The organism is Achromobacter spanius (genome assembly GCF_039673305.1).
Classification (GTDB): domain Bacteria; phylum Pseudomonadota; class Gammaproteobacteria; order Burkholderiales; family Burkholderiaceae_B; genus Achromobacter; species Achromobacter spanius_F.
In genome coordinates this window covers 23,861-39,621 of sequence record NZ_JBDJLJ010000011.1, presented here as the reverse complement: position 1 = coordinate 39,621, position 15,761 = coordinate 23,861, and the positions used below count along the sequence as shown (strand labels likewise).

The 15,761-nt window shown below is 66.6% G+C and carries 14 protein-coding genes; 13 read left to right on the top strand and 1 reads right to left on the bottom strand.

Annotated elements, in window-relative coordinates:
* The first annotated feature begins 95 nt into the window (after window positions 1-95).
* From ABE485_RS11975 to ABE485_RS11930, 10 genes are all read left to right on the top strand, one after another.
* Entirely contained in the window at window positions 96-836 is a 741-nt protein-coding gene (locus ABE485_RS11975) for a FadR/GntR family transcriptional regulator (protein WP_346515521.1), read from the top strand.
* A 96-nt stretch (window positions 837-932) separates the two neighbouring features.
* Window positions 933-2,177, top strand: a complete 1,245-nt coding sequence (locus ABE485_RS11970; RefSeq protein ID WP_346515520.1) for a Zn-dependent hydrolase — start codon at window positions 933-935, stop codon at window positions 2,175-2,177.
* A 22-nt stretch (window positions 2,178-2,199) separates the two neighbouring features.
* The gene (locus ABE485_RS11965) at window positions 2,200-3,699 is read left to right on the top strand and encodes an aldehyde dehydrogenase (protein ID WP_346515519.1); all 1,500 of its coding nucleotides are present in this window, start codon (window positions 2,200-2,202) and stop codon (window positions 3,697-3,699) included.
* Window positions 3,700-4,099: 400 nt separating this feature from the next.
* Window positions 4,100-5,674 carry an ABC transporter substrate-binding protein gene (locus ABE485_RS11960; RefSeq protein WP_346515518.1) on the top strand — a complete coding sequence of 525 codons (1,575 nt, stop codon included), beginning with the start codon at window positions 4,100-4,102 and terminating at the stop codon, window positions 5,672-5,674.
* Between the two features lie 102 nt (window positions 5,675-5,776).
* Window positions 5,777-6,784 (top strand): ABC transporter permease, encoded by a 1,008-nt coding sequence (locus tag ABE485_RS11955; protein WP_346515517.1) that lies wholly within the window; start codon window positions 5,777-5,779, stop codon window positions 6,782-6,784.
* Window positions 6,781-7,620 (top strand): ABC transporter permease, encoded by an 840-nt coding sequence (locus ABE485_RS11950; protein WP_346515516.1) that lies wholly within the window; start codon window positions 6,781-6,783, stop codon window positions 7,618-7,620. Before ABE485_RS11955 ends, ABE485_RS11950 begins: the two co-directional genes overlap by 4 nt.
* A gap of 9 nt (window positions 7,621-7,629) precedes the next feature.
* Window positions 7,630-9,261, top strand: a complete 1,632-nt coding sequence (locus tag ABE485_RS11945; RefSeq protein ID WP_346515515.1) for an ABC transporter ATP-binding protein — start codon at window positions 7,630-7,632, stop codon at window positions 9,259-9,261.
* A 39-nt stretch (window positions 9,262-9,300) separates the two neighbouring features.
* Window positions 9,301-9,603 (top strand): cupin domain-containing protein, encoded by a 303-nt coding sequence (locus ABE485_RS11940; RefSeq protein WP_346515514.1) that lies wholly within the window; start codon window positions 9,301-9,303, stop codon window positions 9,601-9,603.
* 44 nt (window positions 9,604-9,647) lie between these two features.
* Window positions 9,648-10,712, top strand: coding sequence for a histone deacetylase family protein (locus tag ABE485_RS11935; RefSeq protein WP_346515513.1), 1,065 nt, complete (start codon window positions 9,648-9,650; stop codon window positions 10,710-10,712).
* Window positions 10,713-10,727: 15 nt separating this feature from the next.
* Complete coding sequence (locus tag ABE485_RS11930) at window positions 10,728-11,618, top strand: DMT family transporter (RefSeq protein WP_346515512.1); 891 nt, start codon at window positions 10,728-10,730, stop codon at window positions 11,616-11,618.
* A 24-nt stretch (window positions 11,619-11,642) separates the two neighbouring features.
* On the opposite strand, the gene ABE485_RS11925 is transcribed toward ABE485_RS11930, so the two are convergent.
* The gene (locus ABE485_RS11925) at window positions 11,643-12,668 is read right to left on the bottom strand and encodes a LacI family DNA-binding transcriptional regulator (protein ID WP_346515511.1); all 1,026 of its coding nucleotides are present in this window, start codon (window positions 12,666-12,668) and stop codon (window positions 11,643-11,645) included.
* Window positions 12,669-12,797: 129 nt separating this feature from the next.
* On the opposite strand from ABE485_RS11925, the gene ABE485_RS11920 reads away from it, so the two are divergent.
* Genes ABE485_RS11920 through ABE485_RS11910 form a run of 3 tightly spaced genes read left to right on the top strand, consistent with a single transcriptional unit; the run spans window position 12,798 to window position 15,728 of the window.
* Window positions 12,798-13,355: a TRAP transporter small permease gene (locus ABE485_RS11920; RefSeq protein ID WP_346515510.1), complete on the top strand. Its 558-nt coding sequence runs from the start codon at window positions 12,798-12,800 to the stop codon at window positions 13,353-13,355.
* 45 nt (window positions 13,356-13,400) lie between these two features.
* Window positions 13,401-14,681 (top strand): TRAP transporter large permease, encoded by a 1,281-nt coding sequence (locus tag ABE485_RS11915; protein ID WP_346515509.1) that lies wholly within the window; start codon window positions 13,401-13,403, stop codon window positions 14,679-14,681.
* 30 nt (window positions 14,682-14,711) lie between these two features.
* Window positions 14,712-15,728 (top strand): TRAP transporter substrate-binding protein, encoded by a 1,017-nt coding sequence (locus tag ABE485_RS11910; protein WP_346515508.1) that lies wholly within the window; start codon window positions 14,712-14,714, stop codon window positions 15,726-15,728.
* Window positions 15,729-15,761: the final 33 nt, after the last annotated feature.

Genomic DNA, 15,761 nt, shown 5'->3' with positions numbered 1-15,761 from the left:
TTCCCTGAAGCAGGAGGATTTTCCTTTTATTTCAATATCAAGGTGCTTATATTAGTGGCCTGACCACCAGGCCAAAACATTGCGCGAACCGCCCGATGAGCACCTTCCAAGCCGTTGCCGTCACCCGCCTGTACCGCATGATCGCCGACCAGATCGCCGGCCGCATCAAAGCGGGCGATTTCCCCCGCGGACGGCGCCTGCCATCGGAAAGGGATCTGGCGGAACAGTTGCAGGTCAGTCGCGCATCGATCCGCGAGGCGCTGATCGCGCTTGAGATCGAGGGTTACGTCGAAGTGCGGGTGGGCACGGGCGTGTTCGTCGCCGACAAGGAAGGCGCCGCCGCGACCGCGGCGTCCGGCGCAATGGATCCTGCGCGCGGCCGGGACGACATCGGCCCCTTCGACCTGCTGGAAGCACGCCTGATCGTCGAGCCGGAATGCGCCGGCATGGCCGCGCAGAACGCAACCCCGGCACAGCTCGTCGCCATCCGGGAGGCCCACGAAGGCATGTCCCTGACCGACGCCCCGGGCCGCCACGACCGCGAGTTCCATGGCGCCATCGCCGCAGCCTGCGGCAATGCGGCGCTGGCCGCCACCGTTGCCCACTTGTGGAACCTGACCCTGTCCAGCTCGGTGTATCGCCGGATGCAGGACTATTTCGTCGACGCCAAGGTCTGGGCCACGGCCCATGCCGAGCACCAGCGCATCCTGACCGCCCTCCTGGCGCGCGACCCCATCCGGGCGCGTCATGCCATGCATGCGCATCTGCTGGGCATCCTGGCGCGGCTGCGGGAAGACTTCGGCGACGCACCCGGAAGGATTCCGCCGGACACCTAGCGCCGGCCAGCGCCTGGCGCCGCTGCCAACGCCGCTTTCCCGGCAGGCCCGGCTAAATCGACTTTCCCCGATACCCCCCAATCACCGAGGCGACTTATGACGACCCCTTCCCTGTCCATCGATGGCAACCGGCTGTGGCAGTCCCTGATGGACCTGGCCCAAATCGGCGCCACGCCCAAGGGCGGCAATTGCAGGCTGGCGCTGACCGCGCTGGATGGCCAGGGCCGCGACCTTGTCACGGGCTGGATGCGCGATGCCGGCATGACGGTGCGCGTGGATCAGGTGGGCAACATCTTTGCCCGCCGTGCTGGCCGCAACAACGACCTGCCGCCGGTCATGACGGGCAGCCATATCGACACCCAGCCCACCGGCGGCAAGTTCGACGGCTGCTACGGCGTGCTGGCCGGCCTTGAAGTGATGCGTACGCTCAACGATGCCGGCGTCACCACCGAAGCCCCGCTGGAAGTGGCCATCTGGACCAACGAGGAAGGTTCGCGCTTCGTGCCCGTCATGATGGGCTCGGGCGTGTTCGCGGGGAAGTTTCCCCTGGAGACCGCGCTGGCCGCGCGCGACGCGCAGGGAATCAGCGTGCGCGACGAACTGCAGGCCATCGGCTATGCGGGCTCCGACCCGGTGGGCGGCCGGCCGGTGGATGCCTACTTCGAAGCGCACATCGAGCAGGGTCCCATCCTTGAGCACGAAGAGAAAACCGTCGGCGTGGTGACCGGTTCGCTCGGCCTGCGCTGGTACGACATCACGGTGACCGGCATGGAAATGCACGCCGGCCCGACGCCCATGCCGATCCGCCGCGATGCGCTGTTCGCCGCCAGCTTCCTGCTGCAGGCCGTGGTGAACATCGCCAACACGCACCAGCCCCATGGACGCGGAACCGTGGGCGAGATCCACGCCCACCCGGGTTCGCGCAACGTCATCCCGGGGCAGGTCCGCTTCACCGCCGACCTGCGCCACGAAAACGAAGCGACGCTCACGCGCATGGACCAGGAATGGCGGCGCATCTGCGACGACATCGCCGTCGCGCACGGCGTGCGCGTCGAAGTGAAGGACGTGCAGTACTTTCCGCCGACGCCCTTCGACGCCGACCTCGTGGACAAGGTGCGCCAGGGCGCCGCCGCCCGCGCCCTGCCCGCCATGAACATCGTCACCGGCGCGGGCCACGACGCCGTATACATGGCCGCGGTCGCGCCCACCGCGATGATCTTCGTGCCCTGCAAGGACGGCATCAGCCACAACGAAATCGAAGATGCGCGGCCGGACCACCTGGAAGCCGGCTGCAATGTACTGCTCGACGCCATGGTGGCTCGGGCCAACGGCGCGCGCTAGCGCCCTCTCCAAGGTCATCGCCATGTCACTGCACACCCTTGAATACTGGCAGCAAAAGGCGGAAACGCTGGCGCTGCGCGGCCAGGCCTACATCGACGGGGCTTACGCCGACGCCGCCGACGGCGCCACCTTCCCCGCCACCAGCCCGATCGACGGCCGCAAGCTGGCCGACGTGGCCGCCTGCGGCCAGGCCGACGTCGACCGGGCGGTGGCCGCGGCCCGCCGCGCCTTCGACAGCGGCGTCTGGTCCGCGCTTGCGCCGCGCGACCGCAAGGCGCGCATGCTGAAGCTGGCCGCGCTGATCTCAGCGCACACGGAAGAATTGGCGCTGATCGAAACGCTGGACATGGGCAAGCCCATCCGCGACGCGCTGGCGTTCGACCTGCCCGAGACCATCCAGACCTATGCCTGGTACGGCGAGGCCATCGACAAGCTGTATGACGAGATCGCGCCCGCCGGTCCCGACGTGCTCGCCACGGTCACGCGCGAGCCGGTCGGCGTGGTGGCGGCCGTGGTCCCGTGGAACTACCCGCTGCTGATGGCGGCGTGGAAAGTGGCGCCCGCGCTGGCCGCGGGCAACAGCGTCATCCTGAAGCCCGCCGAGCAATCCTCATTGAGCGCCTTGCGCCTGGCCGCCCTGGCGCAGCAAGCCGGCATCCCCGCGGGCGTCTTCAACGTGGTGCCCGGTACGGGCCCGGTAGCCGGCCGCGCGCTGGGCGTGCATCCCGACGTCGATTGCCTGGCTTTCACCGGGTCCACCGCCACGGGCAAGCGCTTCATGAGCTACTCCGGCGAATCCAACCTCAAGCGCGTCTGGCTGGAATGCGGCGGCAAATCCCCGCACATCATTTTCGAAGACTGCCCCGACCTGGACCGCGCCGCGCTCATCGCCGCGCTGGCGATCTTCTCGAACCAGGGCGAGGTATGCATCGCGGGCTCGCGCCTGTATGTGCACGACTCCATCTACGAACCCTTCATGGAAAAGGTGGCCGCGCACGCCGCCGCCATGAAGCCCGGCAACCCGCTGGACCCCGAAACCACGCTGGGCGCCATGGTGGACGAGCGGCAGACGCGTTCCGTGATGGCGCGCATCGAGGCCGGCGCGAGCCAGGGCGCAAGCTTGCGCATCGGCGGCCGCCAGGTCCGCACCGACACCGGCGGCTTCTACATCGAGCCCACCATCTTCGACTGCGTCGACGCCGGCAGCGCGCTGGTCCGCGAGGAGATCTTCGGCCCGGTACTGGCGGCGCAGCGTTTCCATACCGAAGACGAGGCCATCGCCCTGGCCAACGATTCGTCGTACGGCCTGGGCGCCGGCCTCTGGACCGCCAATCTGGGACGGGCCCATCGCCTGTCGCGCCGGCTGCGCGCGGGCCTGGTCTGGGTCAACACCTATGCCGCCGGCGACATCACCGTGCCCTTCGGCGGCGTCAAGCAATCGGGCTTTGGCCGCGACAAGTCGCTGCACGCGCTGGACAAATACAGCGACCTGAAAACCACATGGATCGATATCACCGTGTAGCCGCCAAGCCCGCTTGCCCATGCCGTAGACCGCACGCCTGATTCGTCCAACAAAAATGCAAAGGGGAAAAACTTGCAGCCGGACACTCAACGCATTGCCGCCGACATCGACGCCCCCGGGCCCTGCCCGGCCCAGGCGTCGCCGCGCGCGCCCTTCGCCGACGCTCGCACGCCCCGTTCCCGCTGCGCAGGCACGCGCAGCCACGCACGCGCCATGCACCGCTGATTTCGCCGCATTGGTGCGCGGCGCCTTACCCAGCACCTAAACGAAGCATTGTTGCAGCAGCTCCACCCGCAGTACCCAAGAAGCGCAGGTGGCATGAGGTTTGCTTATTCCGGCACGGCGTTCGCCGCGCATGAAGCGGCCGCCTGTCAGACCCTTTCCAGCCCGGAGGCTCGCAGTGAAATCTAAGAAATGGTTCTCCCTCAGCATCGGCGCACTGGTCCTCGCGGCCGCGCTGCCCGCCACGCAGGCATTGGCTCAGACCAAGGGCGGCACGCTGAACATGATCGTCCAGCCCGAACCGCCCGTGATCGTCACGGCCATCAACCAGCAGGGGCCGACCCAGTTCGTCGCCGGCAAGATCTATGAAAGCCTGCTGACCTATTCCACCGACCTCAAGCCGCAGCCCGGCCTGGCCAAGTCCTGGGAAGCCTCCGCGGACGGGCTGACCTACACCTTCCATCTGCAGGACAACGTGAAGTGGCATGACGGCAAGCCCTTCACGGCCGACGACGTGGTGTTCTCGCTGGCGGACATGCTGCCCAAAACCCATGCGCGCGCCCGCGTCATCCTGAACAAGTTCGTCGATTCGGTCCAGGCGCCCGATGCCAAGACCGTGGTGATCAAGCTGAAATCGCCGTTTCCGGCCTTTATGCTGATGTTCGAGCCGGGCTTTGCGCCGATGATGCCCAAGCACCTCTACGCCGGCACCGACTACATGACCAACCCGGCCAACCAGAAGCCCGTGGGCACCGGGCCGTTCATGTTCAAGGAATGGAAGCGCGGCGAATACATCAAGCTGACGCGCAACCCCGACTACTGGAAGCCGGGCATGCCGTACCTGGATGAACTGGTGTTCAACGTGATTCCCGACGCGGCCTCGCGCGCCGTGGCGTTCGAGCGCGGCAGCGTGGACGTGCTGCGCGGCGGCGACGTGGACAACGTCGACATCAAGCGCCTGCGCGCCCTGCCCAAGGTGGAATACACCACGGCCGGCTGGGAGATGTTCTCGCCACAGGCCTACCTGATCTTCAACATGCGCAAGCCGCCCTTCGACAACCTGAAGGTGCGCCAGGCCGTCATGGCCGCCATGAACCGCAACATGGTGGTCAACAACATTTTCTTCGGCCTGGGCAAGGTGTCGACCAGCCCCTTCGTGACCACCGAGATGTTCTACGACAAGAACATGCCGGCCATGGCGTTCGACATGAAAAAGGCGCGCGCGCTGATCAAGGAATCGGGCATCAAGCCCGAGGACTACACGATCCGCCAGCTGAGCTTTCCGTACGGCTCCACCTGGGACCGCCTGGGCGAATACACCAAGCAGGCGCTTGAACAGCTGGGCTTCAAGGTCAACCTGGAATCCACCGACGCGGGCGGCTGGGCCAGCCGCACCGGCAACTGGGACTTCGACCTGACAACCAACTTCACCTACCAGTACGGCGACCCCGCGCTGGGCGTGCAGCGGCTGTACATCTCGTCGAACATCGTCAAGGGCTCGCCCTTCGCCAACGTCCAGGGCTACAGCAATCCCGAGACCGACAAGCAGTGGGAAGCCGCGGCTTCCGAAGTCGATCCGGCAAAACGCCAGGAGCTCTACAGCAAGATCCAGACGACCCTGGTCAACGAGGTGGCCAACGGCTTCATGGTGGACATGGAGTTCCCCACGCTCTACCGCGCCAACGTGAAGAACCTGGTGAAGACGGCCATCGGCCTGAACGAGTCGTTCGACGACGTCTACATCGAGAAGTAAGCGCTGCAAGACGCCGCCGCGGATGTTCCCGCGGCGGCGCACCCCGGCCGCGCGACGGACACGCATGAACGCTCCGCGCCCGACCTGAGAGGACCCCAGAGCATGAAATTCCTGACTTTCCTTCTTTCCCGCATCGGCAAGGCCCTGGTGGTGGTGCTGGGCGTGGTGATCATCAATTTCTTCCTGATCCGCCTGGCGCCCGGCGACCCCGCCGCCGTGCTGGCGGGCCAGGCCGGCGCGGGCGACGCCGCCTACGTCGAACAGCTGCGCGTGGCCTTTGGCCTGGACAAGCCCGTCCTGACGCAGTTGCTGCTGTACCTGAAGGGCGTGCTCCAGCTCGACCTGGGCTTTTCCTACCGCAACCATGTGCCGGTGCTGGACCTGATCGTCGAGCGCCTTCCCGCCACGTTCCTGCTGATGTCCTGCGCCTTCGTGTTTTCCATCGTGCTGGGCGTCCTGCTGGGCGTGGTGGCCGCCAAGGCGCGCTACCGCAACAAGCGGCGCTGGATCGACAGCTCGGTGATGACCGGCGCCCTGCTGCTGTACGCCACCCCGCTGTTCTGGCTGTCGCTGATGGGCATCCTGCTGTTTTCCGTGGTGCTGGGCTGGCTGCCCGCGTTCGGCATGGAGACGGTGGGCGCGGGCCTGACGGGCTGGGCGCGCGCGGGCGACATCGCCCAGCACCTCATCCTGCCCACCGTCACCCTGGGCTGCTTCTTCATGGCGGTCTACGTCCGGCTGACCCGCGCATCGATGCTGGAGGTGATCGGCATGGACTTCGTGAAGACGGCGCGCGCCAAGGGGGTGAGCCCCAGCCGCGTGATCCGCGCCCACGTGCTGCGCAACGCACTGCTTCCCGTCATTACGTTCGCCGGCATCCAGCTTGGACAGATGGCCGGAGGCGCCGTCCTGACCGAGACCGTGTTCGCCTGGCCGGGCATCGGCCGGCTGATGTTCGACGCCCTGCTGCAGCGCGACTATCAGCTGCTGCTCGGGATCTTCCTGGTCACCTCCATCATGGTGGTGGTCTTCAACCTGCTGACCGACGTGCTTTACCGCCTGATCGATCCGCGCATCGCCGCAGGCGCGCAGCAAGGAGTCTCCGCATGAAGTCATTCGCCCAACGTTACATGCGCAATTACGGGGCGGTGGCCGGCCTGATCATCATGCTGGTCGTGGTTGTCGTGGCCCTGGCCGCTCCGCTGCTGTACGAAGAGTCCCCGTGGATGATGGTGGCCGATCCGCTGATTCCCCCCTTCACCAATGCCGACTATCCCTTCGGCACCGACATGCTGGGCCGCGACATCACCGCGGGACTGGTGTGGGGCGCCCGGGTGTCGCTGATGGTGGGCCTGCTGTCGACCGCCGTGGCGCTGCTGTTCGGCATCCTGGTGGGTTCGGTGGCGGGCTATTGCGGCGGACGGGTGGACGACGCGCTGATGCGCTTCACCGAGTTCTTCCAGACCATTCCGCAACTGGCGATGGCCGTGGTGCTGGTTGCGATCCTGAGCCCGTCCGTGTATTCCATCATGGGCGCCATCGCGGTGGTGTCGTGGCCGCCCGCCGCGCGGCTGGTGCGGTCGGAATTCATGACGCTCAAGCAGCGCGAATTCGTGCAGGCGGCCATCGTCATCGGGCAGACGCCCGCCCGCATCGTCGGCACCCAGATCCTGCCCAACGCCATGTCGCCCATCATCGTCTCGGCGTCCTTCATGGTGGCCACCGCCATCCTGACGGAATCGTCCCTGTCCTTCCTGGGCCTGGGCGACCGCAACCTGATGAGCTGGGGCTTCATGATCGGCGCGGCGCGCACCATGATCCGCGAGGCCTGGTGGATGAGCGTCTGGCCAGGCGTGGCGATCCTGCTGACGGTGCTGGCCATCAACCTGATCGGCGAAGGCCTGAACGATGCCCTCAACCCCCAACTGCGCAAGCGCGGCGAATAGGAGGCCGACATGAAAGAGACCCCGCCGCTGCTGTCCATCCAGAATCTCAGCATTGCGCTCCCGAAGGGCGGCGACCGCCCCTACGCCGTGCAGGACGTGTCCTACGACATCCGCGCCGGCGAAATCCTGTGCATCGTCGGTGAATCCGGCTCGGGCAAGTCCATGAGCGCGAACGCCATCATGGGGCTCCTGCCCGACTACCTGACGCCGCAGCAAGGCCGCATCCTGTTCCGCGGCCAGGACCTGCTGGCGCTGGACGAGCCCGCCTTGCAGGCCATGCGCGGCAAGGACATGGCGATGATCTTCCAGGAGCCGCTGTCGGCCCTGAATCCGCTGATGACGGTCGGCGAGCAGATCAGCGAAGTCATGCGCGTGCATAACGCGTACCCCGGCGCGCAACGCCTGAAACGCACGCTCGAACTGCTGGAATTCGTGGGACTGCCCGACCCGGCCACGCTCTATCACGTGTATCCCTTCCGCCTGTCGGGCGGCCAGCGCCAGCGGGTGATGATCGCCATGGCGCTGGCGCTGGAGCCGGCGCTGCTGATCGCCGACGAGCCCACGACCGCGCTGGACGTCACCACCCAGGCCCAGATCCTGGCGCTGATCGCCCGCATCCAGAAGGAAAAAGGAATGGGCGTGATGTTCGTCACGCACGACTTCGGCGTGGTGGCCGAGATCGCCCACCGCGTCGCGGTCATGGAAAAAGGCGTACTGGTCGAGCAAGGCCCGGCCGACGAAGTGCTCAACCGGCCTCGCCATCCCTATACCCAGCGCCTGATCGCCGCCGTGCCGCACCGCCGTGGCGAGGAGCGCACCGCCGCCGCGAGCGACCGGCCGGTGCTGGAAGTGAAGGACCTGAAGAAAACCTACGTGATCGGCCACGGCTGGCTGGGCGGCAAGCGGGAAGTCCATGCGGTGGACGGCGTGAGCTTTGCCGTGCGCCGCGGCGAGACGCTGGGCATCGTGGGCGAGTCCGGGTCGGGCAAGTCCACCATCGGCAAGTGCCTGCTCAAGCTGGTGGGCATCAATGGCGGCCAGCTGCTTTTCAACGGCCAGGACATCGCCGCCCTGTCCGAGTCGCGCTTCCGCCCCATGCGCCACGAGATCCAGATGATCTTCCAGGATCCCTTCGCCTCGCTCAACCCCCGCCACACCGTCGGCCGCATCATCAGCGACGGCCCCGTCGCCAATGGCGTGCCGCGGGCCCAGGCGGAAGCGCGGGTGCGCGAACTGCTGTCGCTGGTGGGGCTGGATCCGTCCGCCTTCGACCGCTATCCCAACCAGTTCTCGGGCGGGCAGCGCCAGCGCATCGGCATCGCGCGGGCCCTGGCGCTCGAACCGAAGGTGCTGGTGGCCGACGAGTCGGTGTCGGCGCTGGACGTTTCCGTGCAGGCGCAGGTGCTGCAACTGCTGCATGACCTGCAGCAACGGCTGAAGATCGCGCTGGTGTTCATTACCCATGACCTGCGCGTGGCGGCGCAGATCTGCAATTCGGTGCTGGTCATGCACCGCGGCAAGGTGGTGGAATACGGATCGCCCGCGCAGATCTTCGACAACCCCCAGCATGCCTATACCCGGCAGCTGATCGCCGCCGTGCCCGGCCAGCACTGGGATCCGACCAAGGCGCAGGCCGCCTGAGCCCTTTTCCCATCCATGATTGAACCCAGGAGAGAATCCATGCAACGCCCCGCCGCCGTTCCCACCGTGCAGATCGACAACGAACTGGTCACCGTCACCGAATGGCGCTTTCCGCCGGGCGGGGAAACCGGCTGGCACCGGCACGGCATGAACTACGTGGTGGTGCCGCAAACCACCGGCCCCCTGCTGCTGGACACGCCCAACGGCCAGGTGACCAGCCAGCTCACCACGGGCGTGGCGTACTACCGGCCTGTCGGCGTCGAGCACAATGTCATCAATCCCGGCGATACCGAGTTCGTGTTCGTCGAAATCGAGCTCAAGCAGGCCCAGGGCCACGCGTAACCGCCTGGGCGCAGACACCCGCCCGAGACCCACCGAGGACATCCATGAAGGCGTTTTTTTCGGAAGAACAGTTGCTGCATTCGCCCCAACAGTTCATGCGGCTGGGGCGCATCAGCGCGCCCACCGACCTGCCCTCGCGTGCCGAAAGCCTGCAGGGCGCGCTGGCAGCCCGGGGCGTCAGGGTCGAAGCGCCCGCCGACTACGGCCGCAAGCCGCTGGAGCAGATCCACAGCCAGGATTACCTGGACTACCTGGAGACCGCCTACGCGCGCTGGCAGGCCATGAAAGCGCCGGGCGTGGACCCGGGGCCGGAAGTGTTGCCCAATCTTTCGCCCTACTACAACGGCCGGATCGACATGACCGGGCGCGGCCCCTGCCCGTCGCCCTCGATCGTGGCGCAGACCGGCTACTACCTCAGCGACCTGTCCTGCCCCATCGGCCCCCAGACCTGGCGGTCGGCGCTCCGGTCCACCCACAGCGCCGTCGCCGCCGCGGACCATGTCGCCGGCACCGGCCAGACGGCGTATGCCCTGTGCCGTCCCTCCGGCCACCACGCCCACCGCGACCGCGCGGGCGGTTTCTGCTACCTGAACAGCAGCGCCGCCGCGGCCGCCCGTCTGCTGCAAACGTGGTCCAAGGTCGCGGTGCTGGACGTGGATGCCCATCACGGCGATGGCACGCAGAACATCTTCTATCAGCGCGCGGACGTCATGACCGTATCGCTGCACGCCGATCCCTCCGGCTACTACCCCTTCTACACGGGCTACGCGCACGAGCGCGGACAGGGCCCCGGCGAAGGCTTCAACCTGAACCTGCCCTTGCCCCATGGCGCCGGCAACCAGGACTTCCTGCGGGCCCTGAACAGCGCGCTGGAAGCGCTGGCCGGCTATGCACCCCAGGCGCTGGTCCTGGCGCTGGGCTTTGACACCTACAAGGACGATCCCATCAGCGTGCTCAAGCTGGACATGGACGCCTACCGCGACATCGGCGCACGCGTGGCCAGCCTGGGCGTGCCCACGGTGGTGGTGCAGGAAGGCGGCTACATGGTCCAGGCCATCGGGCCGGCGCTGGACGCCTTCATCCAGGGCATGGCGCAAGCCCGCGCCTGAAGGCAGCCCCGCCCCATGAGCGCCGTACCCGCCTCGTTGCCCGCCCAGTCCGCCACGCGCCAGGCCGGGATCCTGCTTTTCTTCGCCGCGCTGGTCGCGTTCGCGACCTTCGACGCCGGGGCCAAGCAGATGCTGGAGCGCTACCCCGCCCCCTTCCTGAACGTCATGCGCTATCTGGCGGTGGTGACGCTGGCGGTGGCCATGCTGTGGCGCCATGGCCGCGGGGTCCGGCTGCGCGACGCGCCGGAAAAGCCCTTGCTGGTGCTGCGCGGCGTCATGCTGGCAACGGTTGCCACGTGCTTCATGACGGCGCTCATCTGGATGCCTTTGTCCGAGGCCACCGCCATCTACTTCACGGCGCCGCTGATCATGGTGGCGCTGTCGCCGTGGATGCTGGGGGAGCGCGTGCGCCCCGCGCAGTGGGCGGCCGTCGGCGCGGGGTTTGCCGGCATGCTGCTGATCGTGCGGCCGGGATCCGACCTGCCCGCCCTGGGCACGCTGCTGATGGCGGTGTCCGCCGTCAGCTACGCGATCTTCCAGGTGCTGACGCGCAAGCTGTCGGGCAAGGTGCCCGGTCCGGTGCAATACGCGTACACGGCCTTCATCTGCCTGCTCGTGACCGCGCTGCCGGCGCCTTTCTTCCTGCCGGATCCGTGGCCCGGCCTGGCCGATACCCTCATCATCGTCAGCCTGGGCGCCTGCAGCGGCCTGGCGCAGATCCTGCTGATCGCCGCCTTCCAGCGCGTGTCGGCCGCCACGCTGGCGCCCCTGAACTACTTCCAGCTGCTGCTGGCGGTGGGCTTCAGCACCTTCTGGTTCCAACGCCCTCCCGACGCGCTGGCGCTGGCCGGCATGGGGCTGATCATGGTGTCCGGCGTATTTCTGGCGCTGCGCCGCGCGCAGTGACGCCGCGCAGAAACCGGCGCCGCGCTAGCTCGTTTCGCGCTGGACCAGTGTGAAGCCCAGATCCACATGCCGTTCGGCGACGACTTCGCCCGCCAGATGCCGCATAAGCAGTTGCGCCGCGGACAGGCCGATCTGGTAGCGCGGCGTGGCAATGGTCGACAATGGCGGCGTGGTCCAGGCCGTGCCCGCCAGGTCGTGAAAGCCGATGATGCCCATCTGTTCAGGCACCCGCAGCCCCGCGCGGCCGCACTGGAAGACGGCGCCCTGGGCCAGGTCGTCGTTGCAGAAGAAGACGGCGTCGCAGTCGGGGTGGCGCGCGTGCAGGTCCTCCATCAATGCGGCCCCCAGGCTGATCGACGATTTCTCGGGCGTCATGATCTCCAGCGCCGGGTCATACAGGCCCGCGTCACGCAGCGCCTGCCGGCAGCCTTCGCAGCGCCGCAGTGAACGCGGATCCAGCTGGGCGCCCACGATGCCGATGCGGCGGTAGCCGCGCTCGACCAGATGGCGCCCGGCGGCGTACCCGGAATCGAACTGCGAAAACCCGACGCTCATGTCTTCGGCGCCGTCCAGCGTTTCGATCGTGTGGACGGTGGGAATGGCCTGTGCCCGCAGCAGTTTCCACACGCCGGGATTGTGATCGATGCCGGTCAGGACCAGCCCGTCCGGCGAATGCTGCAGATACTTGCGGAGCAAGGCCTCTTCCTCGTCCGGCGAGTATCCCGTGACCCCGATCAGCATGTGGTACCCGTTGCGGTCCAGCACTTCTTTGATGCCGGAGATGATGTCCACGAACACCACGTTGCTCAGCGACGGAATGAGCACCACGATGGTCTGGGACCGCGCCGATGCCAGCGCGCTGGCCGCGTGGTTGGGCACATAGCCCAGTTCCTGGCAAACCCGGGCAATGCGCTGGCGCAGTTCCTGTCCCACCTTGTCGGGCGTGCGCAGGGCCCGCGATACCGTGATGGCGCTGACGCCCACGCGGCGCGCCACGTCCTGCATGGTGACGCGCCCGGCGCGCGAGGTTCTGGGTTTACGGACGGACATGGGCCCTCTCGATAGGTCGAAGCGCGTAGTCTGACGCAAAAAAAGGGGGTTGCCAAAGCGAAAATGTTAGCGCTAACATCATTCCCAGCATAACCCTAAAAAATTCCGGGAAACGGATAGGAGACAAACATGCATGCATCCCCATCGGGGCGGCCCGGCCCCGCTCGGCCGGATCGTTCCCCCCTGGCCCGGGCTGCGGACTGGTCCTTTGCGCTGCAGACCTGGCTGATGGTCGCCTGTCTGGTCGTCATGGTCGTGCTGCTGTTCGGCAACGTGGCGCTGCGCTATCTCTTCAACTCCGGCATCAACGTTTCCGACGAGGTCTCCCGGCTGGCCTTCGTGTGGATGATTTTCCTGGGTGCGGTGATCGCACTCCGGGAACACCAGCACATCGGCGTGACCATGCTGGTCGAGCGCTTCGGCCCGGCCGCCCGGCGCGTTTCGCACATCGTCTGCCAACTGCTGGTCCTGTGGGTGCTGTGGCTGATGGCCGAAGGCGGCTGGGTCCAGACGGTCATCGGCATGGACACCGTGCTGCCCGTTACCGGCATGCCCCTGGCCGTGTTCAACGCGGCCGGCTTCTATGCCGCCGTCGTCATGGGCATCCTGACGCTCATCGATCTGGTCCGCGTGATCGCGGGCGGTCCCCTGCCGGCGGAGTCCAGCCCGGAAGACCCCCTGGTCTGACCTGGCCCTGCGCCCCGCCTCCAACCATCCGCCCGGATATCCGCAATGATCCTGACCGTCTTCCTCGCCGTTCTGCTGGGGCTGATCGCCCTGGGCATGCCGATCGCCTTCGCGCTGATCATCAGCGCGATCGTCATGATGTTCCAGCTGGACTTCTACGACACCCAGCTCCTGGCCCAGAACATGCTGTCCGGCGCCAACAGCTTCACGCTGATGGCGGTGCCCCTGTTCATGCTGGCCGGCGAATTGATGAACGCCGGCGGCATATCGCGCCGGATCGTCCATCTGGCCAACACATTCGTGGGACACATCCAGGGCGGCCTGGGTTACGTGGCCATCTTCGCCAGCGTGATGCTGGCCTCGCTCTCGGGCTCCGCCGTGGCCGACGCCGCGGCGCTGGGATCGTTGTTGATCCCCATGTTGCGCGAAAAAGGCTATGACGCAGGCCAGGCGTCGGGACTGATCGCCTCTGGCGGCATCATCGCCCCCATCATCCCGCCGTCGATCTCGTTCATCATCTTCGGGGTCGCCACCAATGTGTCGATCACCAAGCTGTTCTTTGCCGGCATCGCGCCGGGCCTCATGATGGGGTTGACGCTGGTGGCGGTGTGGACTTGGGTGGCGCGCAAGCACGGCAGCATCACGCCCTCGCCGCGCGAGCCCTGGAGCAACCGGCTGAAGGCCCTGCGTGGATCGCTGTGGGCGCTGTTCCTGCCCGTCATCATCATCGGCGGACTGCGGGGCGGCATTTTCACGCCGACGGAAGCCGCCGTCGTCGCGGCCGTCTATGCGCTGCTGGTCAGCCTCTTCGTCTACCGCGAGATCGGCTGGCGCGACCTGGGACCGCTTTTCATCAACGCCGCCCGCACCACGGCCGTCGTCATGTTCCTGGTGGCGGCCGCCATGGTCTCTTCCTACATGATCACGCTGGCGGATCTGCCGCAGGACCTTATCGCCCTGCTCGAACCGGTGATGGACCAGCCCAAGCTGCTGATGTTCGCGCTGCTGATCCTGCTGACGCTGGTCGGCACGGTCATGGACCTGACGCCCACCATCCTGATCCTGGGACCCGTGCTCATGCCGGTCGTCACCAAGGCCGGCATCGACCCCGTGTACTTCGGCGTCATGTTCGTCATGGTCGGCAGCGTCGGTCTGCTGACGCCGCCCGTAGGCACGGTGCTGAATGTCGTGTGCGGCGTGGCCCGCATCAATATGGAAACCATCTGCAGAGGGGTGTGGCGCTACGTCGTGGCCTACACGCTGCTGCTGGTCCTGCTGGTGATCTTCCCCGAGCTGATCACCGTACCCGCACGCTGGATGCACTAGCGGCATTGAAAAACCCCAAGGAGGAACACCATGATCAAGCACTTCAAGACCCGCATTCTTGTCCTGGCCACGGTGCTGTCCTGCACCGTGGCCGGCGTGGCCGCGGCCGCGGACGTCAAACCGCGCCTGATCCGTTTCGGCTACGGCCTGAACGAAGAAAGCGTGCAGGGCCGCGCCGCCCGCTTCCTGGCGCAGGAACTGGAGAAATCCAGCGGCGGCAAGCTCAAGATGAGGACCTTCGGGTCCGCCAATCTGGGCTCCGACGAGCAGATGCAGAGCGCGCTGGTCGGCGGCGCGCAGGAAATGATGGTGGGCTCCACCGCGCCGCTGGCCGGCATGGTCAAGGAATTCGGCGTGTTCGACCTGCCCTTTCTCTTTAACAGCGAAAAAGAGGCAGACGCCGTGCTGGACGGACAGCTGGGGCAGGACCTGCTCAAGAAGCTCGAGGCCAAGGGGCTGGTGGGCCTGGTCTACTGGGAGAACGGCTTTCGCAACATGACCAACTCCAAGCGTCCGATCACGCGGGCCGAGGATCTGCAAGGCATCAAGCTGCGCGTCATGCAGAACCAGATCGCGCTGGGCGTCTTCAACACCCTGGGCGCCAACGCCGTTCCCATGCCGTTCTCCGAACTCTTCACCGCGCTGGAAACCCGCACGGTGGACGGCCAGGAAAACCCCATCACCACGATCCAGAGCAGCAAGTTCTATGAAGTGCAGCCCTACCTGACCATCACGCGCCACGTCTACACGCCCTGGGTGGTGCTGGCGTCCAAGAAATGGTGGGACACCCTGTCTCCCGACGAGCAGAAGCTGATCCGCCAGGCCGCCGCGGCATCGCGCGACTTCGAACGGCAGGACAGCCGCGCCGATTCCACCAAGGCCATGGGCACGCTCGAGAAAAACGGCATGAAGATCAACACCGTCACGCCCGAGGAAGTCGCCCGCATGCGGCAGAAGGTTCAGCCCGTCGTCGACAAGTACACGCAGGAGCTGGGCCCCGAACTGGTGAAGCAGCTCAACGACGAAATCCAGAAGGCGCGCAACTAGCGCTGGCGGCCCGGACCCGGTCCGGGCCGACCT

What these genes read in the sequence shown, in the direction of transcription:
- ABE485_RS11975 (WP_346515521.1), top strand. Translation starts at nt 96, where the DNA reads ATGAGCACCTTCCAAGCCGTTGCCGTCACCCGCCTGTACCGCATGATC.
- ABE485_RS11970 (WP_346515520.1), top strand. Translation starts at nt 933, where the DNA reads ATGACGACCCCTTCCCTGTCCATCGATGGCAACCGGCTGTGGCAGTCC.
- ABE485_RS11965 (WP_346515519.1), top strand. Translation starts at nt 2,200, where the DNA reads ATGTCACTGCACACCCTTGAATACTGGCAGCAAAAGGCGGAAACGCTG.
- ABE485_RS11955 (WP_346515517.1), top strand. Translation starts at nt 5,777, where the DNA reads ATGAAATTCCTGACTTTCCTTCTTTCCCGCATCGGCAAGGCCCTGGTG.
- ABE485_RS11950 (WP_346515516.1), top strand. Translation starts at nt 6,781, where the DNA reads ATGAAGTCATTCGCCCAACGTTACATGCGCAATTACGGGGCGGTGGCC.
- ABE485_RS11945 (WP_346515515.1), top strand. Translation starts at nt 7,630, where the DNA reads ATGAAAGAGACCCCGCCGCTGCTGTCCATCCAGAATCTCAGCATTGCG.
- ABE485_RS11940 (WP_346515514.1), top strand. Translation starts at nt 9,301, where the DNA reads ATGCAACGCCCCGCCGCCGTTCCCACCGTGCAGATCGACAACGAACTG.
- ABE485_RS11935 (WP_346515513.1), top strand. Translation starts at nt 9,648, where the DNA reads ATGAAGGCGTTTTTTTCGGAAGAACAGTTGCTGCATTCGCCCCAACAG.
- ABE485_RS11930 (WP_346515512.1), top strand. Translation starts at nt 10,728, where the DNA reads ATGAGCGCCGTACCCGCCTCGTTGCCCGCCCAGTCCGCCACGCGCCAG.
- ABE485_RS11925 (WP_346515511.1), bottom strand. Translation starts at nt 12,668, where the DNA reads ATGTCCGTCCGTAAACCCAGAACCTCGCGCGCCGGGCGCGTCACCATG.
- ABE485_RS11920 (WP_346515510.1), top strand. Translation starts at nt 12,798, where the DNA reads ATGCATGCATCCCCATCGGGGCGGCCCGGCCCCGCTCGGCCGGATCGT.
- ABE485_RS11915 (WP_346515509.1), top strand. Translation starts at nt 13,401, where the DNA reads ATGATCCTGACCGTCTTCCTCGCCGTTCTGCTGGGGCTGATCGCCCTG.
- ABE485_RS11910 (WP_346515508.1), top strand. Translation starts at nt 14,712, where the DNA reads ATGATCAAGCACTTCAAGACCCGCATTCTTGTCCTGGCCACGGTGCTG.